Here is a 19,173-nt window from a genome sequence, read left to right on the forward strand (position 1 = left end):
CTTACAAGCAAAGTGTAATTCCTATATTGATATTGAACAAATTGATTTTGAAGTTTGCACCGCTGGTACTTCGTTTACCGGTTTCGCCTTCATTATTCTTTTGTTTCTCTATTCTGTATTTGAAGCCGACAACTCCAAAGGACATCTCGGCGCATACATTCTCCATGATGAATACGGCCACACCGGGGTTTAGTCCCAAGTGTATTTCGTGTATCGTTGTCTCCGTGCGCTTCAGGGTTTCTTCCTTGCCGCGGCTGAATACGCTGCTTCCGTTGTTGTAGGAGAGGGAACTCTCATTGAAAAAACCGAAACGCTTGCCCCTGTCCAGTCCCACATAAGAACGGTGGAACAGGGCGATGCTATATGAGTCTTCCGAATAGCGTATGTCTTTAAGGTCGAAACTCAAATCATCGTCAATGCTCAGTGAGATATTTCCCAAGTCGGCTACGGTATGGTTATAACCGGCTTTCAGTCCCACTATAATGTTGTCTTTAAAAGCATAACCCACGAACGGCTTTACCGACAACGTACGGAAGTTACAGTCAAAGTCCTTTAGCAATGAAAAGAGCAGCCTGCTGTCTTCTCCGTCAAAATTCACGTACGAGAACGTCAGCCCGCCCACCCATTTCTTTTTGGGGATGAAGCGGTAGTTGATGATACCCCGGTCGAAACGTCCGATAGGCTTGGTGTAGATAATATCGGTACTGTCCACCGGTGAGGCTTTCGCTTCAGGGCGTTCAATGTAAATCGTATCGTGCACATATATTGTATGCACCTCTTGTGCGCCTGCCATTTCCGCTCCCGCTATAATGCACACTATATATATAAGTAACTTCTTCATCCTCTCTTACAAATAAAAGGCCAGTCCCAAGCCTATGGAAAATAAGTTTATCTTAAAATTGGCACTGCTGGACGAATATTCGCCCTGATACACCTGATTGGTGACCTGCTTGGTCTTGCTGAAGTTCAAGCCAAGTACGCCGATACTGACCTCTACGGCTGTATAGTTGTTGATGAAAGCCACAATGCCCGGGGCGGCTCCGATGCTCATGCCGGTGGTAGTGGCAAAGGTTCCGGTGACGGACTCGTCTTTTCCGTTTATCACCCTGGACTGGCTGCCCGACCATTCAAGCTGGGTCTCATTAAACAGCGCGAAACGCTTGCTCCGGCCCAAGCTGATATAGTTGCGCAGAATCAGCATGCCGGAATAGGTATGCTTTAACTGGTACAAGTCGTTGATGTCGAACTGGTTGTCATCATCAACATTCAAGGTCAGCCCGTCTATTTTCATCAGGGTACGGCTGTAGGCGAAGCGCCCGCCGGCTGCCATATTGTTCTTGAAAGCATAGCATATCAAAGGACTGACTTTGAAAGTATAGCCGTCGGAATTGAATCCGTCGATAATCAGGAACTGATAATTGTCTTCGGTGTGCTCCGAATAGGATATGGAACTTCCTACGACCCATTGCCCTTTGGGTACAAAAGTGCTTTGCTCGATGTGGCGCTTGAACTCTTGTGCCCGGGCTTTACCGCCTGCAATGACAGCCAGAATCAGTACTATAATGATTGTTTTTTGTCTCACTTCCCGATGTTTTTTATTCGTAAACTAATTCTAAGTCGTCAAGCCACATGGTACTGCCTACCCCGCCGCTGAAATAATCACCGTACTTGCTGGATGAAGCTACGATGATGATAGCCGTAGGTTTCCGGTTGGTGTAGCGATAGTCCACCGGAATGGTGAACTCTATCATCCCTTCGCCTTCGGTAGAAGAGGTGAAGTCCTTTTCACCGTAGCCTATGATATATTCACTGTTCACATCAAACAATTGCGCACTGTTGATATTCTTGAAATTGGTCTTGACGATTACCGGCCAAGTCTCGCCGCCATAGCTTTCGCCGGGCCAGTTGCCCAGTACAATGAAGATACTGCCTATGTCGGGGTCGCCGGTATTGATATAGTCGCAATTGTTGTCGTTGTCTACCGTAGCGGATATATAGCGTACATAGCCATGTAGTGCTGTCGGGCGGGAATTGAACGGACGTCCCCAACCTATTACTCCGTTTCCGGTAACACCATCCATTTTGGTTTCCAAATATTTTCCGGTAAATATGTTTCCTGCGGCAAACTGTCCGATACCCAACATACTGGCGAATTTGGACTCCAACTTGGCTGCATAGTTGCCGCTGTGTTTCACCGCATCGTCCGAGGTAGTGATGTCCACACTTGCTTTCTTGGAACCATGATTACCGGTATCCCAAAACATCGTTCCGCCGGACTCGAACACATAAGCCGGCTTGGAACCGTGCCAGTTCTCGAATCCCGAATTGGGAAGCTGCGCCGCCTTTTCGGTAGTGAACTTGCAGACCACCGAGGATGCTTTCTCTCCCGCTACGGCTACGTACTCGTAGGTGGTGGCAACTTTCAGTCCGGTGACGGAAGCTGTCAGTTCTTTACCTGTCAGGGTTGCTTCTGTTTCCTCCCATGAGGACGAACCTACTGCCCGGTATCGGAATGTCAGCGGCTCGGCTGTTTCTTTCATCAAACCGCCTCGCAGGGTGGCTTTGGATGTCCATACTTCGCCTTCGAGAGCGTCTTTGGTCAGCACCGTTGCATCGGAAGCCGATATGGAGAGTAATCCTTCGTTGGTGCGTCCGCGGGCATCGGTGGCGTGTAGCACGATGTTGTATGTTCCTTCCTTGGCAGTGATTTGCTTCATCAAGTGGTCCGAGAAAGTTACCGTCATGGTTCCCATACCGCTACCTGCATTGTATACGGAGACGAATTCCAGCCCTTTGTCTTTCAGGCGTCCTCTTTCCATAGGCGTCAGTTTCATGAGATTCATTTGTGCAGGAAGTCCGCAGTCCGCCAATTGCCGGCACGACATGGAGAGCTCTTTCAGAAAGGCTGTGGTGGTTACGGTATATTCCAACTTTGTGCCTTGATTTATCTCGTAAAAAGCGGATGAAGTGATGTCAAAACCCACCCCTTGGAATATGGGACGCTGGTAGATTTGCACTTCTTCGGTTTCTGTTTTTATGGGTTCGGCATTGACGCTTACCTGTACCATACCGCCGCCTACTTCGTATTCCGTAGGTACAAAGTTGAAAGAGAGATCGTAGCGGTAGGCGGATTTCACATCCTTAATGTTTTCTTCTTTGGTATAGTTCTTACCGTCGGGAGTGGTTGCTTCCAACTTCCAAGACAGAGTTCTGTCGTCTTCGGGCAACATATAGTATCCTATGGAATCTTTGCTCTCCGGCAGGTAATTTAATGTTCCGTCCACGCTGGAAACCGTGACTTTATAAGTCTGGAAAACGGATCTCAATACTTCATCGTACTTTACGGCAACTACTGTGTTGGCAATGCCGCAGGTCAGGTTGAGATTGGTTACTTCTCCGCTGTTGATGTCGAATGGCTTTGCTTCTCTGTAGAATTTGGTCTCGAAAGATGCAGGCACCGAATCTCCGGCAATCACTTGGGCTGTATAACTTCCGGAAGAGAGGTAGAGTGCTCCGGGCACTTCGTTGACACCTGTATAGCGGCGTATCACTCCCTTGTCACTGAAAATGCTGATAGTACAATGTTGCTGTAAAGAGTCTTGCAGCTCATCGGACATCGCACGGGTAGTTACGCTTATCCGGTCGGTTACACCGACTTGCAGATGAAGTGTACCTTCTCCGTTCAGGATGTCTTTTTCCGTACAGGAGGTGAGGGCAATCACCGCTGCACATATTAAGCTGTATTTTATATATTTCCTTATCATCGAGCTTTAATTAATTTACTTTTAAAGTCAATATGGCGGAGGCTGTTTTTCCCGTATTGTCCGTAACCTTCAGACTGAACTGGTGAGTACCGGAGAAACCGGCCAGCATACCTGTGAATCCGCTGATGTCAAAATCCATATCAGTCTTTCCGGTTACTTGGTCTCCGTAAGGTAAACCTAAGTTTTTGATAGTTCCTAATATGTTCTCTGCCGGATTTGCCAAGTCAAAGTCCGTGAGGTGCAAGTCGGCAATAGCTCCGGTAAAGTCCGAGCTGCTGGATGTGATGCCTACTTCCAGTTTCTGGATGCTGTTTGGCGCTGCGATTTTTACAACAACCGGATAAGGATTCTCCGGGGAAGTCTCTGCCGGAATGGTAATGCTTTGATTGATATCGAAATCCTTACCCACGATAGTTGGTTGGGTCTGGTCGTCTGGCTCGTCCGGATCGGGATTATCGGGAATCAACTCTTCATCTTCCGGATCTATGGTGATGTCTTTTTCAACAATATCGCAGGTGACGTCTATTTGTATATTAATACCTCCCATCTCTCCATTTTCGCCGTCACCCCCGCTGTTTTCTTTCATTGAATATTTGATGATGCGCTCTTCTCCGGGTTGCACGTCGATGAATGCTTTGGACATCGTAACCTTTTCTCCGTTTACAGTCGCACTCAGGTCGGTTATCAGAATGTTTGTTTCGCCGATAGCTTTGAAATATCCTGCGCGTGTTTCATCTTTGGCATATTCCAGATGACCTTCTCCAAGAGAAACTCCCACTTTGGAATCCTCTCCGAGCAGGGCTTTAAGCTCATCGTCATACTCTATTCTAACTTTGATGTTGTTCAGGGAGCAAACCAACGCTTGCAGGTCGGTTACTGTATTCTCGGTTATTTCAAAATCTTGCTTGGCAAAATAATAGGGTTTCTCGAATTCAGCCGGCTGCACCTCGTGAGACATGGCAGTAATACTGTAATGGCTTACTTTGAGAGTGAATATTTCGGGCATTTCGCTATACTTCCATTCTTGCACCATTTTTCCTTCTTTATCCTTATCGTAGATGCGGATAATGAAATCATTCGTACTGACAGCACGGGTTACGGTGGAAGTACTCTCGTCAACAGAAACTTGGAGGGCAGACAAACTTATTTGTCCTTCAGCGCGATTGTCTACTTCTTCAGTGACTTTTCCGCTATTCCACGTTTCACGCTCGCATGAAGAGAATGCAAGTAATGTGAAAAACGCCAGGGTAAATATTGCTGTTAGATTCTTCATATTTCGTTGTTTATTTCTTTAATATTCTAATGAGACATTGTCGATGGTTAATATATTGCCGATATGACGGGAGTCACCGTATCCGCTAAACATTCCGCTATTACCCACAACAGCTAATGTGGAGGGAGAGTCGGATGCGCTCGACAAGAACATAATTGTTATATATTTGGCTTTTTTTGCTTCTGTATAGTTTATGTTAATAGTACCGGGCAGGTAATTGTTGGTAGTTGTGGAAATGATCAGTTCTCCTTTACCTATTACCGTTCTATTCTCATCTTCTAAAACCACATACGCTTTTGCTGATTCTCCATTGTATGAATAAAATGTATAATAGAAGTGAACGGCAGCCGGACGGGATTCAAATGAATGTCCCAAAGTTTCTGTTTGAGTCTTACGGTCGTATGTGCCGATAAATAATCTTCCTGCTGTTCTTTGGTCTGCATAGTTTACGCCGGTATCAGTTCCGGGTCCCCAGTTGTTTTTACCCCAACCGACTGTCGATAGCTCTACTGATACATTTCCATCGAAAGCTCCGGTATTTAAGCTCATTCCTTTATACGTGTTTAAATGCCAGCTTGCGGTGTGCATATTGGCAGCATTGGTTGGCACACTACCCGGATATGCGCCATAATACCATGATGCATCAGCCAACTCTTGGGTGGTCTTATCATTATATGTACTCCACCATCTGTCTGTATCTGTTGATTTGTAAGGATGGTAAGCATAGATAACTTGTCCGCCAATGGCTGAGCTTTTCTCCCATACTTTGTTTTCCGACCATTCTTCAAAATCGGAATTGGGTATTTGCAATTCTTCTTCCGTCTTGACAGAAATCTCATTGAGCACTTTGATTGTATTCGTTCCTTTGATGATTGCTTTGAATGTATAGTTAGTATTAGGTTCCAATCCGGTTACTTCAATTGCTTCTTTTACCTTTTTTTGCGTTGGAGAAGACCATGCACCCGATTCTTTTTTGTACTCTAAGGTAATGTCATTTACGGTTTTGAGGTATTCGGTTGTTCCTTCCGTATCTCCTACTAAATATATGGTAGCTTTCTTTGCCCATACACTCCCTTCCGGAGAAGATAATGAACATGAGGATTCTCCAATTCCCACGGTTACTATATTTTCTTTATCACCTGCGATGATTTTGATTTGTTGCGGGTCTTGTATTTCTTCGAACGGCAGGAAGATTTGATGCTTTTCTACATCACTTTCCACTTTTGCAGGAGTGAGCGACTGCCAATATCCGTATGCTTGATATTGATACCGGACTTTGCTGATGTCTCCTTTTAGAGTTATGGTCAGCTGTATGGAGGTACTTCCCCGCATGACGTTCATAGGCTGGGCCACATCAAAATCATTGGACAAGGATTTTATTTTGAGCACTAACGGTACTTCGCTCACTTTATTCAGCTTGTCTGTGGCAATAAGAGTAAAAGTACTTTCACTGTTCGCTTCAGAATAGGCTATATTAACCAATACTTTGGTAAAGTCCAGTATTGCCATCTTATCAATATTGGCACTCAGTCCTTTGGTTGCCAACCCTAATCCTTGCATGGTGGCAAGAACACTCGGGTCGGGATTAGCTAAGTCTATTTCGTCGGGCCAGCCTTTTTCTATGAGGGAGGGCGAACGGGTTATCAGTATGCACTTGGCAATACCGCCACGTGCCGTCAACAGGGTGGACAGTTGCGATTTGGGTTCTGTCCATTCTATTAATTCCTGTGCCACTCCCGACTCAAATCCTGTTGGAGTGAAAAAAGGCGGATACGTATTCAGGGCTTCATCCGAGATATTGATAACTATCGGCTCTCTCTCCGTTTCTTCACTGAAAGATATGTTCAGTTCGGTTCCGCCCGCATTTACATCAAATTTGATACGATAATGTGTACGCGCTTTTGCATCTTCAATGGGAGAGGGCTCAAATGTTACCTTGTTTCCTTGTTGCTTGCTGCCTGTCATGTAAATGCTTACTTTTCCGGGCTTGACGTATGCCGCACGTGTTTCGCTCTTACTGAATGTAATGTCTGACCCTCCGGCCGGACGTATCTTAACGGAATAGTCGGTGAAGTATTTTTTGAAAGTTTCTGTATATTCAGTGGTGATTTTTACATTGGCGAGACGGCAAGTTACGGATACATCCGTGCTTTCACTTTTCTTGATAGAAAAGTCCTCTATCCCTTCATAATATGGAGCATCAAAACCTTGTGTCTCGATGTTTCCATAAGCTGCCTTCAAGGTATAATTGCCGGCCGGTATCTCTGTGCCGTCTGTAAAGTCGGCATATTTATCCCATGAGAGTTTTATGCTATTATTCTGAAGAACTGCAATAGTGAAATTGTTTATATCGGGTTTTGTACCTTCATCAGTAGTTGCGCGTGTGATGGTACTTTCCACGCTTGTATCGGCTGCCAATCTTAGATTAAGCTTGCCTCGGTTTGATATTTGTTCGTCATCCTGTTCACATCCGGATAATATGAAACATATAGTTGCAAACAGGGTCAGAATAGTTGTGTATTTTTTGCCCATTGACAATACTTAATTATCTTTTTTACCTATTAAAATCTAAAACTGGGGACAAAGATACTGTTTTTTGGCGATAAAATAGCCCTGTAAAGCCTTATTTTACAGCGATAAATGAAAAATGGGACATCATTTGTCCCATTTCCTGCAAAAAAAGAAAAGTTGTTTAAAGTGCTTTTTAGCTTATTTTTGATTATGAATTGTTAGGGTTGGGGCAGTAATACCACTCCTTGTTTCTTCTTCCCGTCCATTTTGGCCGTTATCGGATGCTCGAAACGGACATGGCGCAAGTATTTGGTCTCATGCACAGCAGGTTGTGCATTCAGGAAGTCTTGATTGTATACACCGTCGTTCATAAACGCATTAATCGTAAAATAGCCTACTCCAAAGGAAGTAAGGTTCTGGAAGAAGTGCGTTCCCTGACTGGGATCGACACGGTAATTCGTCAGTCCGGCTTCCACGATGATACGTGCGGCACTGATATGAGGCCATTTCACGGGAATACCCAACCAAGTATCACTGCTACCCCAACGTCCGGGGCCTATCAGAATATAATTCTTTCCTTCATTTAAGAATTGTTGGTTCAGCTTTTCTATCTCCCAAGCAATTTCCTGATTGTGGGAGGCGCTGTAATCATCGGTCTTTACATAGATTACGTCCTGCAGTTCGTTCATGATGCCATGTCCCAGGGAGTTGTTGGAACGGAGCAGCAGGTTTTCATCGGGAATAGCCGTGAGGTCCTCATCGAGCATTTCCTTGCTGTCGACAATCGGACGGATTTGCAATAGGTAGAATGTGCCGGTCTTGTCTTTTTCCCGGCTCATGGTAGCTGCGAATTCAATCTCTACAGGACGGCGCATCTCCTGTTGCCCGTATTTCAATGCCAATTGCAGAATACGGGGCAGGGGGAATACATCATGTTGCAAGATGTTGGCAAAGGTGATGACTTTACGTCCGCCCGGATATAAACCGTCGCGGATAATCTGGTCGTACGGGTCGTAGGTGGAAGCTATGTAATTGAGCGAACCGTCTTTCTCGGCCTCTTTTACGTGCAACTTCAATAGGTTGAAGCCGTCGTCGATAGAGAAATCGTGACCGGCATTACGCAAATCGAGGGCATAGAAACGTGTCTGGGTTTCTTTCAGCGCAATTTCCATTTCACTGGTTTGCAGCACCTGATTGGGGTGGTAGGGAGAGAAGCGGAGGGTCATGCCGCCATCTACGATATATTTACCTAAGCCGAGTGCCAGGTTGACAATGCCTTCTTCGGCTTTTTCGTCGCCGATAGGGTAGTAATTGAGCGAGCGTGCCACACCCGACATGGAAGGATAGTAACGGTCACCATATTGGTTGCCGACCACTTCTTGCAGGATAACGGCCATCTTCTCTTGGTCGATTACATTGCTTGTGGCCTGCATATAAGCCTTGGAGTCACGGAAATATACAGAGGCATAAACCCCCTTGATTGCATCACTGAGCATACGGAGCATTTCATACTTGTCATCCAGGTAAGGAATCATATAAGTATTGTATATTCCGGCGAAAGGTTGGTAATGCGAATCTTCCAGCAGGGAGGAGGAACGGATGGCGATAGGCGATTTTACTACATCGAAGAAAGTAAAAAAGTCTTCAACCAGACGGTCGGGCAGCTTGGCTTTCAGGAAATAACGCAGAATCACATCATCGTCTGCGTCAGAGAGGGCTATCTGATACAGATTGTTGGTTTCCATGAACTCGTCGAATACATCTGTACAGAGCACTACGGTCTTGGGGATGGCAACACGGGCGTTCTCAAATTCTTCGAATTCGGGGTGGTGTTTCACCATGTTGTCGATGAATGCGAGGCCACGTCCTTTTCCGCCCAATGAACCGTCTCCGATGCGGGCGAAATTCGAGTAACGGTCGAAACGGTCACGTCTGAATACCGCTACCACTCCCTGGTTCTTCATCTTGCGGTACTTCACGATTGCCTCGAAGATGATTTTGCGATGGGCGTCTACGTCTTGCAGGCTGTTCCATGTAATGGGCTTCAGGAACTCGCCAATGGGGAACATGGCACGCGAATAGAGCCAGCGGCTCACATGGTTGCGGCTGATATGGTACAGGAACGATTCTGCCGGTACTGCAAAGAGGATGTTCTGAAGTTCCTTCAGGTTTTTGACGCGGGCGATTTCTTCCAATGTGTCGGGGTTGCGGAAGATGAAGTCGCCGAAACCGAAATTATCCGATACGATACGGCGTAAGTCCACGTCCATCTTCTTGGAATTCTTGTCGATGAAAGACGCATCGTATTTGGCGGCATACAATACGTTTTCCGATTCGGAAGATTGTATAATCAACGGGACAAACGGGTCTTCCTTGCGTATGGCGGCACATAACTTTATACCTGCAAGCGCGTCTTTTTCACCACGCTCTATGCGGGGAAAACGAACGTCTGTGATAACTCCCAAAATGTTGTTCTTGTATTTTTCGTATATGCCGATTGCTTCATTATAAGTACGTGCAAGGACTATTTTAGGGCGTCCTCTCATGCGGAGCGTACGTTGGTGGGCGTTCAGGGCTTCGGTAGAGAATTCCTGACTCTGTTTTAATACGAATTTATAGAGGTTGGGCAGGATGGAGGAGTAGAAGCGGATGCCGTCTTCTACCAGAAGGATGATTTGCACACCGACTTCGCTGACATCATGCTCCAGATTCATTTTGTCCTCAATCAGTTTGATGATAGACACCAACAAGTCAGTATTGCCCAACCAGCAGAAGATGTATTCGAACGGACTGAGGTCTTCATTGGCAATGCGTTTGGTGATGCCATGACTGAACGGGGTCAGAATTACCATGGGAATATGCTCGTATTGTCCTTTGATATTTCGTGCCACATCAAACCCTTCATTGTCTCCTGTTCCGGGCATACATATAATAAGATCGTAGGGCATGGAAGACAGTTGCGCCAATGCCTCCTCGCAAGTGGATACCTGCGTGAAACGTGGCGGATAGCGCAAGGAGAGCGAGGTGTATTCATTGAAGATTTTTTCGTCGATACGTCCGTCGTCTTCCAGCATGAAAGCGTCATAAGGGTTGGCGATTAAAAGCACATTGAAGATACGTCGTGTCATGAGGTTGGCAAACTGCGTATCTTTGAAATATAGCTGGTTCAATTTAAACTTACTAAGCATGGATTCTCATGGTTTATTAGTTCGGAGGACAAAAGTAGCAATTAAAATGAAGAATGAAGAATGGGGAAGAAAGATTTGCTTTGGCAATGTATTTGCATAGGACAGCTTAATTCCGGTTTTCTCATTATTTATATTCTATGAAATCTGACGTTTTATTATTATTTAATCAAAATATTGCTGCAATGCTTAGGCGTTTTGAAAAGTTTTCCTATATTTGCAGTGTTGTTTGTTGACATTTTGCTCAAAACAGCGTTAACTAACGAGGTAAGAACCTTTAAAACGTAATATTATGAATATCGAACGTATCATGTCCTCTTTGGAGGCAAAGCATCCCGGCGAGTCTGAATACCTTCAAGCCGTAAAGGAAGTACTTCTTTCTATCGAAGATATCTACAATCAGCATCCAGAGTTCGAAAAGGCTAAGATTATAGAACGGTTGGTTGAACCTGACCGTATTTTTACTTTCCGTGTTACGTGGGTGGATGATAAGGGTGAGGTGCAAACCAATCTCGGTTATCGTGTACAGTTCAACAACGCCATTGGCCCGTACAAAGGCGGTATCCGTTTCCACGCTTCCGTGAACCTCTCTATCTTGAAGTTCTTGGGATTTGAACAAACTTTCAAGAATGCTTTGACTACTCTGCCTATGGGTGGCGGTAAAGGTGGTTCGGATTTCTCTCCGCGTGGCAAGAGTGATGCGGAAGTGATGCGTTTCTGCCAGGCTTTCATGCTGGAGTTATGGCGTCATCTTGGCCCGGATATGGATGTGCCTGCCGGTGATATTGGCGTAGGCGGTCGTGAAGTGGGCTATATGTTCGGTATGTATAAGAAGCTGACGCGTGAGTTCACGGGAACATTCACAGGTAAAGGTCTGGAATTCGGCGGTTCACTGATACGTCCTGAAGCAACAGGATTCGGCGGATTGTATTTCGTACATCAGATGTTGGAAACCAAAGGCATTGATATTAAGGGTAAGACAGTTGCCATCTCCGGTTTCGGAAATGTGGCTTGGGGTGCAGCTACCAAAGCTACTCAGCTGGGTGCGAAAGTTGTCACTATCTCCGGTCCCGACGGCTATATTTACGACCCGAACGGTATCAGTGGTGAAAAGATAGATTATATGTTGGAACTTCGTGCATCGGGCAATGATATTGTAGCTCCGTATGCTGACGAATTCCCCGGCTCTACTTTCGTTCCCGGCAAACGCCCATGGGAAGTGAAAGCTGATATTGCTTTGCCTTGCGCAACGCAGAATGAGCTGAATGGTGAAGATGCACAGCACTTAATTCATAATAAAGTGACTTGTGTAGGCGAAATCTCCAATATGGGATGTACTCCCGAAGCTATCGACCTCTTTATCGAGAACAAGATTATGTATGCACCGGGTAAAGCTGTGAATGCAGGCGGTGTGGCTACCAGTGGTCTGGAAATGTCACAGAATGCCATGCACCTTAGCTGGAGCGCTGCCGAAGTGGATGAAAAACTTCATGCCATTATGCACGGTATCCATGCCCAGTGTGTGAAATATGGAACTGAACCTGACGGCTACATTAACTACGTGAAAGGCGCCAATATTGCCGGCTTCATGAAAGTAGCCCATGCCATGATGGGCCAGGGAATTATCTAAAGAAAAACTTTGTTTAGTTGTATTTGTATTTGTGGTTTGTGCTGCCCCGGCCTGCGAAGGTGTGGGCAGCATTATTTTTTTTATTACCTTTGCATCTCGAAATTATAAATAACAAAGAGATGTTACAACCGGAGTTGAAATTAAGACGTGATAAGATACGTGCTCTCATGGCACAGCAAGGCATTGATGCGGCTCTTATCACTTGTAATGTAAATTTAATCTATACGTACGGACGTGTTGTCAGCGGATATTTATATTTGCCGCTGAATGCCCCTGCACGTTTGTTCATAAAACGTCCTAATGACATTGAGGGCGAACATATCCACCCTATCCGTAAGCCGGAACAGATTATTGAGTTGTTGAAAGAATGCGGTCTGCCTTTGCCGACCAAGCTGATGTTGGAGGGTGACGAACTTCCTTTCAGAGAGTATAACCGCTTGGCTGCCTGCTTTCCTGAAACGGAGGTTGTACCTTGCGGTACTGCATTGATTCGTCAGGCACGAAGCATAAAGACTCCGATAGAAATTGAAATGTTCCGTCGTTCCGGAACTGCCCACACAAAGGCGTACGAACAGATTCCTTCGGTTTATCAGCCGGGAATGACTGATTGCCAACTTTCTATCGAGATAGAACGGTTGATGCGTCTGGAAGGTTGTCTGGGCATTTTCCGGGTATTCGGGCAAAGCATGGAAATCTTTATGGGAAGCCTTTTGGCAGGTGATAATGCGGCAGTACCTTCCCCGTACGATTTTGCATTGGGTGGTAAAGGTATCGACCCGTCATTGCCCGGTGGAGTAAGCGGCACTCTCTTGCAAGAGGGACAATGCTTTATGGTAGATATGGGCGGAAACTTCTATGGCTACATGGGTGATATGAGCCGTGTGTTTTCCATCGGTAAGTTGCCGGAACAAGCATATGCCGCACATCAGACGTGTTTGGAGGTGCAAGAGGCTGTTGCCGCAATGGCAAAACCGGGTACCGTGTGTGAAGATATGTACAACAAGGCTGTTGAGATAGTAACTAAAGCCGGTTTTGCGGACTATTTTATGGGAGTGGAGCAAAAGGCAAAGTTCATAGGTCATGGTATCGGGCTGGAGATAAACGAAATGCCGGTATTGGCTCCCCGCATGAAGCAGGAGTTGGAGCCGGGTATGGTATTTGCTTTGGAACCCAAGATTGTCTTGCCGGGCATCGGTCCTGTCGGAATTGAAAACTCTTGGGTCGTAACAACGGATGGTTTGGAAAAACTGACGTTGTGCAAAGAGGAGATTGTGGAACTGTGATAGATATTAGTCACTTCACCCTTCTATTCAATTGGTTATTAGCCTTGGACGGTTTCGATTTTCCGATTCTCTTTCCTGTCGGTTTGGCTTTATTGTTCCGGTTGGGATGTGATTGTGCTTTTTTAGTCTCCTTCATAATATTCACATAAATAATAGCGGGCGATAAAGTCCCAATTCTTGTGTAAGATTTCTTTGCCGTCGGGAAAAGGAAGTTGTACCTCCGGTAATATTCCTTGGCCCATTCCGTATTTTATTAAATCGAATGGGCAAGTTCCCGGACGGCAGAAAAGTTCGTAACCTTTGGCTGCGGCGCGTTCGGCGTTGTACATAGGATTGTGTGCTTCACGAAAATAGGCAGCTACATCAGGGGCTATCAGCATACCTTTGGCATTGGCGTAGATTACGAACTCTTTGTTATGCTGTAAGTCGGGCAGCAAAGAAGAAGGGGTGTCTTCCCATTTCAAGACCTCAACAAAGAATTTGCAAAGCTCTTTATAGGTAGTAAAGTATAACAGGGGTTTGCCACTACTGTATTCCAGACTGTACTCAACATTCTTGCTCAGTCTTGTTTCCGGAGTAATTTCAGGAAGAGGAGTTGATGGGGTGTCTAATAGATTGGTCCCCGTTACCCATGAAGAAGAAGGCGTTTCGTTGATAGGAGCTTCTTCAAAATTCTCATCCATTAGTTTGTATATTTCTTGGGCTAAGGTCGATAAACCTTTGTCATGCGGATTGTGCAGGGCATATTCGTCCGGTTCATTGAGTGCGGGATGAGATTTTAATGTCCACAGTACGAAAGCTATATCTTCCGGATTGATTTCATCGGGGATGTAGCTGTCGGATAACTGATAGAAGGGAAGATACGTATTATATAATGAATGGTATGTATCGGAGAATATTTTCCAACCTCCTGTCCGGGCAATTACATCTTGAAAATACACACAGAGTGAGATTGCAGCATTTTTCTGCGCATTGTCATCCCCCTCGAATAGAGGAGACAGCTTTATTATCGGCAATATTTTTGCAGCAAAATCAAGATACCATTGGTCGCCGGATAGAATGCGTGTGCGTTTATTGGCTGCTAACCATTGTTTCATGAAAATAGGGGCTGTTTTCATCACTTGTCTGTTTTGTAGGTGATTGATGCTTATGAGGTTATAGCCTTTTTAGCGCCAACTTGATAACTTGTTCTACCGGTGCGTCGGCATCTTCCTTTAAAATGGCCATTACTACTTTTTGCGAGGGAGCTTGTGCAAATCCCAGCATGGTAAGGGCGGCTATGGCCTCTTCCTGTACTTGGGCGTTGGCGGGGGTAAAAGCCGGACCCGTCATGGCGTCCCCTCCGGCAGCCATTCCCGTGGTTTTTATCTTATCTTTTAAATCAACTATCACACGCTGGGCCGTTTTCAGACCTATACCTTTTACTGTTTTCAGTAAATTGGCATTTTCCGTACTGATGACATTTATCAATTCAGAGGGAGATAGGGCTGAAAGAATCATACGTGCCGTATTGCCTCCGATGCCCGATACGGAAATCAGTAACAGGAACAATTCGCGCTCTTGCTTGTCGACAAATCCATATAAGACATACGCATCTTCGCGGATGGCCTCGTAGATGTACAGTTTGCAGTTCTTTTTCCCTTGTATGGCGGCGTATGTGTTTAAGGAGATATTTATGGCATATCCCAAGCCGTTGCAATCTATAATGGCGCTTGCCGGGCTTAGTTCGGCAAGTTCACCTTTAATGTATTCTATCATATCACATTACTCTTTCTTTTCTGCGAATGTAGGAATTATTATCGACTTTTACTCTCTAAAAAAAGAAAAACTCTGTGAAACTTGGGGACTTCTGTACTAAGATATAAATGAAAATGATTACTTTTGCGCTCAGAAAATAGAAAGATGATAACTAAAACCGATAAAAAGATGAAAAAAGTAAGAGCTGCCATCGTGGGTTATGGCAATATCGGACATTTTGTACTTGAAGCATTACAAGCGGCTCCTGATTTTGAAATTGCCGGAGTGGTACGTCGTGCAGGAGCAGAGAACCGTCCTGCGGAATTGAGTGAATATTCCGTAGTGAAAGATATTAAAGAGTTGAAGGATGTAGATGTTGCAATTCTTTGTACTCCTACTCGCAGTGTCGAGAAATATGCTAAAGAAATATTGGCATTGGGTATTCATACGGTAGATAGTTTCGACATCCATACCGGTATTCCGGCATTGCGTCGTACTTTGGATGCTGAGGCAAAAGCCCATAACACAGTGTCTATTATTTCTGCCGGTTGGGATCCGGGAAGCGATTCTGTTGTACGCACCTTGCTGGAAGCCATTGCTCCGAAAGGTATTACTTATACCAACTTCGGTCCGGGTATGAGTATGGGACATACGGTAGCGGTGAAAGCCGTTGAAGGTGTAAAAGCGGCTCTTTCAATGACCATTCCTACCGGAACGGGCATACATCGCCGTATGGTTTACATCGAACTGAAGGATGGTTATGAATTTGAGAAAGTAGCAGCAGCTATCAAGGCAGATCCGTACTTCGTGAATGATGAAACGCACGTGAAGCTCGTTCCCAGTGTAGATGCGCTGTTAGATATGGGTCACGGTGTAAACCTGACGCGTAAGGGTGTTTCAGGAAAAACTCAGAACCAGTTGTTCGAATTCAATATGCGTATCAATAATCCTGCGCTTACTGCGCAAGTGCTGGTGTGTGTGGCTCGTGCTGCAATGCGTCAACAACCGGGTTGCTATACAATGGTTGAGATTCCGGTAATTGATTTGCTGCCGGGCGACCGCGAAGAGTGGATTGCACATTTGGTATAAGAGCATAAAAAAACAGATGATGTGTTTACGTGAAATGCATCATCTGTTAATCTTGTACACATCATCTGTTTCATTGAAGCAGATGATGTGTTTTTTTATATCCTGTCGTCAGAAGAGGAATCGGAGTATATCGTTAAAGTTTGCCCAAATAAGCAAGCCGAACAGTAAGAACATACCTGCCATTTGCGCACGTTCCATAAACTTGTCGCTGGGCTTGCGGCGTGCCACAATCTCGTAAATAAGGAACAAGACGTGTCCGCCGTCCAATGCCGGAATAGGCAGGATGTTCATGAAAGCGAGGATGATGGAGAGGAATGCCGTCATGTACCAGAACTGATGCCAGTCCCATGTTGCAGGGAATATGCTGCCGATTGTTCCGAAACCGCCGAGCTGTTTGGCGCCCTCTTTGGAGAAGAGATATTTCATCTGGCTGACGTATCCTTTCAGCGTATTTACCCCCAAAGTTACTCCGGCGGGAATCGATGCGAAGAAACTATATTCTTTCTTGACAAAAGGCAACAACTTGTCGGTCTGTAACAATGCGGCAACACCGATTTGGTGTAAAGAATCTGTAGCCAGTGTTACGGTGTCTGCCACCCCGGCTCTTACATAGGTCAGGGTGAGAAGGCGGCTGGTACTGTCGTTAGCTGTCTTCTGACGGTTTTGCATTTCTTCTTGGAAGTCGAAATAGGCAATGTCGTGTCCGTTCAGTTGGGTGATGCTGTCGCCCGGTTGCAGTCCGGCAAGTGCGGCGGGACGGCCGGGTATAATGCTGTCAACAACAAACGGGTAACGGAATGATGCAAAGCGGACACTGTCGGCAAGCAGACGTTCCATCATGTCTTCGGGGATATATACGGAAGCCTCCTGTCCGTTACGCAATACGGTAACTTGGCGCGCATCGACAATGTTTGTCAACATATCGCCTCCATAGCGTTCAAGGGGTACGCCGTCGGCAGATATCAATATGTCACCGTCGCGAAAACCGATTGCTTTGGCTGTTTCGTTGAAGTCCATACCCAACGGCGCTTTCTGCAAAGGTACATATTCATCTCCCCAAGCAAAAAGTATCATGGAATAGATGAACAATGCCAGCAAGAAGTTGAACAATACGCCGCCTACCATGATTAATAAGCGTTGCCATGCCGGTTTGGCGCGGAACTCCCACGGTTGCACAGGTTGTTTCATTTGTTCGGTATCCATAGATTCGTCTATCATACCCGCAATCTTAACATATCCGCCTAAGGGTAACCAACCGATACCATATTCTGTTTCACTGTTTTTAGGCTTAAATTTGAATAGCGTGAATCCGAAGTCAAAGAATAAACAAAACTTTTCCACTCGTGTCTTGAATAAGCGAGCAAAGAGAAAGTGCCCTCCTTCGTGGACTATGATGAGCAATGAAAGGCTCATTATAAGTTGTAGGGCACGGATTAAAAATGTTTCCATCTAATTATTTACTATTTTATGATTTACAATTTACTGTTTACTGTTTACTGTTTACTGTTTGATTTTTAACTGTCAATATCTGATTATATCAGCTCTTCCGCTATCCGTCTGGCTTCCGCATCAGTTGCTACATAGTCCTCGTAAGTAGGCTTCTGTATGAAAGACACGCGTGCCATTGTCTTTTCAATGACATCGCTCATGCCGAGGAAGGAGATTTCATCCCGTAAGAAAGCGGCTACCACCACCTCATTGGCTGCATTGACGATACATGGCATATTGCCTGCGCGGTGTAAGGCCTCGTATGCCAGCGCCAGATTGCGGAAACGTTTCGTATCCGGCTGTTCGAATGTCAGGTCTGTACACAGTTTGAAGTCCAGCCGCGGGAAGGATGCTTTCAGGCGTTCCGGATAGGAGAATGCGTATTGAATGGGCAGTCGCATATCCGGCATTCCCAACTGTGCTTTCACCGCCCCGTCTTCGAATTGTACCATCGAATGAATAACGGACTGCGGGTGTACCACCACTTCTATTTGGTCGGGACGCACGCCGAACAGCCATTTTGCTTCAATCACCTCAAAACCCTTGTTCATCATGGAAGCGGAGTCTATGGTGATTTTGGCTCCCATATCCCAATTGGGGTGTTTCAAAGCCTGTGCTTTGGTTACGGTGGCGAGTTGTTCTATTGTACAGGTACGGAACGGACCGCCGGAAGCTGTCAGTATTACTTTCTCAATAGGGTTGCCTACCTCTCCGGCCAAACACTGGAATACAGCGGAGTGTTCGGAGTCTACCGGAAGGATGGGAGTGCCGCTGAAACGTGCCAAGTCATTAATGAGTTCACCGGCTACGACCAATGTTTCCTTGTTGGCAAGGGCTATTACTTTGCGTGCACGAATGGCGTTCATAGTCGGCTTCAGCCCGGCATAGCCCACCATAGCGGTCAGTACAAGGTCAATAGGCGTTTCCGCTACAATCTGGCATAATGCTTCTTCTCCGGCATACACTTTAATAGGCAGGTCGGCAAGTGCGTCTTTCAGTTGTTGGTATTTTGTTTCGTTTGCTATTACCACTGCTTCAGGCTTGAACTTGCGGGCCTGGGCAATCAGATCATCTACCCGGTTGTTGGCTGTCAGCACATAGGCCTCGTATTGGTCAGGATGCTCCTCTATGACCTGCAATGCCTGTGTACCGATAGAACCGGTAGAGCCAAGTATGGCAATTTGTTTCTTCATCAGCTTTATAGTTTATGATT

The 19,173-nt window shown here is 45.7% G+C and carries 13 protein-coding genes; 3 read left to right on the top strand and 10 right to left on the bottom strand.

The window, feature by feature from the left end; genetic code table 11:
* Position 1: 1 nt before the first annotated feature.
* The 6 genes from KG118_RS15725 to KG118_RS15750 all read right to left on the bottom strand — a co-directional run bounded on the left by KG118_RS15725 (position 2) and on the right by KG118_RS15750 (position 10,736).
* Complete coding sequence (locus KG118_RS15725; RefSeq protein ID WP_117710777.1) at positions 2-841, bottom strand: hypothetical protein; 840 nt, start codon at positions 839-841, stop codon at positions 2-4.
* Positions 842-847: 6 nt separating this feature from the next.
* Entirely contained in the window at positions 848-1,582 is a 735-nt protein-coding gene (locus KG118_RS15730; protein ID WP_117710776.1) for a hypothetical protein, read from the bottom strand.
* A 13-nt stretch (positions 1,583-1,595) separates the two neighbouring features.
* Positions 1,596-3,764: a DUF4493 domain-containing protein gene (locus tag KG118_RS15735; protein ID WP_117710775.1), complete on the bottom strand. Its 2,169-nt coding sequence runs from the start codon at positions 3,762-3,764 to the stop codon at positions 1,596-1,598.
* Between the two features lie 10 nt (positions 3,765-3,774).
* Positions 3,775-5,037, bottom strand: a complete 1,263-nt coding sequence (locus KG118_RS15740; RefSeq protein ID WP_117710774.1) for a DUF4493 domain-containing protein — start codon at positions 5,035-5,037, stop codon at positions 3,775-3,777.
* Positions 5,038-5,055: 18 nt separating this feature from the next.
* Positions 5,056-7,569, bottom strand: coding sequence for a DUF4493 domain-containing protein (locus KG118_RS15745; RefSeq protein WP_117710773.1), 2,514 nt, complete (start codon positions 7,567-7,569; stop codon positions 5,056-5,058).
* A 197-nt stretch (positions 7,570-7,766) separates the two neighbouring features.
* Positions 7,767-10,736, bottom strand: coding sequence for a PEP/pyruvate-binding domain-containing protein (locus tag KG118_RS15750; protein ID WP_117710772.1), 2,970 nt, complete (start codon positions 10,734-10,736; stop codon positions 7,767-7,769).
* Between the two features lie 289 nt (positions 10,737-11,025).
* Between KG118_RS15750 and gdhA the strand changes: the two genes are divergently transcribed.
* Together gdhA and KG118_RS15760 are read left to right on the top strand one after the other, a co-directional pair.
* Positions 11,026-12,363 (top strand): NADP-specific glutamate dehydrogenase, encoded by a 1,338-nt coding sequence (gene gdhA / locus KG118_RS15755; protein ID WP_117710771.1) that lies wholly within the window; start codon positions 11,026-11,028, stop codon positions 12,361-12,363.
* 119 nt (positions 12,364-12,482) lie between these two features.
* Positions 12,483-13,646, top strand: a complete 1,164-nt coding sequence (locus KG118_RS15760; protein WP_117710770.1) for a M24 family metallopeptidase — start codon at positions 12,483-12,485, stop codon at positions 13,644-13,646.
* Positions 13,647-13,768: 122 nt separating this feature from the next.
* Here the strand turns inward: KG118_RS15760 and KG118_RS15765 are convergent, their stop codons facing one another.
* On the bottom strand, positions 13,769-14,764 hold the full coding sequence (locus tag KG118_RS15765) for a DUF3843 family protein (RefSeq protein WP_117710769.1): 996 nt from the start codon (positions 14,762-14,764) through the stop codon (positions 13,769-13,771).
* A gap of 37 nt (positions 14,765-14,801) precedes the next feature.
* Complete coding sequence (gene ruvA / locus KG118_RS15770) at positions 14,802-15,404, bottom strand: Holliday junction branch migration protein RuvA (RefSeq protein ID WP_117710768.1); 603 nt, start codon at positions 15,402-15,404, stop codon at positions 14,802-14,804.
* A gap of 168 nt (positions 15,405-15,572) precedes the next feature.
* Here ruvA and KG118_RS15775 point away from each other — a divergent pair, with 168 nt between their 5' ends.
* Positions 15,573-16,472: a diaminopimelate dehydrogenase gene (locus KG118_RS15775; RefSeq protein ID WP_117710960.1), complete on the top strand. Its 900-nt coding sequence runs from the start codon at positions 15,573-15,575 to the stop codon at positions 16,470-16,472.
* A gap of 108 nt (positions 16,473-16,580) precedes the next feature.
* On the opposite strand, the gene rseP is transcribed toward KG118_RS15775, so the two are convergent.
* Together rseP and KG118_RS15785 are read right to left on the bottom strand one after the other, a co-directional pair.
* Positions 16,581-17,921: an RIP metalloprotease RseP gene (gene rseP / locus KG118_RS15780; RefSeq protein WP_117710767.1), complete on the bottom strand. Its 1,341-nt coding sequence runs from the start codon at positions 17,919-17,921 to the stop codon at positions 16,581-16,583.
* An 83-nt stretch (positions 17,922-18,004) separates the two neighbouring features.
* A complete protein-coding gene (locus KG118_RS15785) occupies positions 18,005-19,153 on the bottom strand; it encodes a 1-deoxy-D-xylulose-5-phosphate reductoisomerase (protein ID WP_117710766.1) in 1,149 nt (382 codons plus the stop codon).
* Positions 19,154-19,173 lie beyond the last annotated feature (20 nt).

This window comes from Bacteroides propionicigenes (assembly GCF_018390535.1).
GTDB classification, from domain to species: Bacteria; Bacteroidota; Bacteroidia; order Bacteroidales; family Bacteroidaceae; genus Bacteroides; species Bacteroides propionicigenes.

Coding starts and splice junctions, on each gene's coding strand:
- KG118_RS15725 (WP_117710777.1), bottom strand. CDS start 841: ATGAAGAAGTTACTTATATATATAGTGTGCATTATAGCGGGAGCGGAA.
- KG118_RS15735 (WP_117710775.1), bottom strand. CDS start 3,764: ATGATAAGGAAATATATAAAATACAGCTTAATATGTGCAGCGGTGATT.
- KG118_RS15740 (WP_117710774.1), bottom strand. CDS start 5,037: ATGAAGAATCTAACAGCAATATTTACCCTGGCGTTTTTCACATTACTT.
- KG118_RS15745 (WP_117710773.1), bottom strand. CDS start 7,569: ATGGGCAAAAAATACACAACTATTCTGACCCTGTTTGCAACTATATGT.
- KG118_RS15750 (WP_117710772.1), bottom strand. CDS start 10,736: ATGCTTAGTAAGTTTAAATTGAACCAGCTATATTTCAAAGATACGCAG.
- gdhA (WP_117710771.1), top strand. CDS start 11,026: ATGAATATCGAACGTATCATGTCCTCTTTGGAGGCAAAGCATCCCGGC.
- KG118_RS15760 (WP_117710770.1), top strand. CDS start 12,483: ATGTTACAACCGGAGTTGAAATTAAGACGTGATAAGATACGTGCTCTC.
- KG118_RS15765 (WP_117710769.1), bottom strand. CDS start 14,764: ATGAAAACAGCCCCTATTTTCATGAAACAATGGTTAGCAGCCAATAAA.
- ruvA (WP_117710768.1), bottom strand. CDS start 15,404: ATGATAGAATACATTAAAGGTGAACTTGCCGAACTAAGCCCGGCAAGC.
- KG118_RS15775 (WP_117710960.1), top strand. CDS start 15,573: ATGAAAAAAGTAAGAGCTGCCATCGTGGGTTATGGCAATATCGGACAT.
- rseP (WP_117710767.1), bottom strand. CDS start 17,921: ATGGAAACATTTTTAATCCGTGCCCTACAACTTATAATGAGCCTTTCA.
- KG118_RS15785 (WP_117710766.1), bottom strand. CDS start 19,153: ATGAAGAAACAAATTGCCATACTTGGCTCTACCGGTTCTATCGGTACA.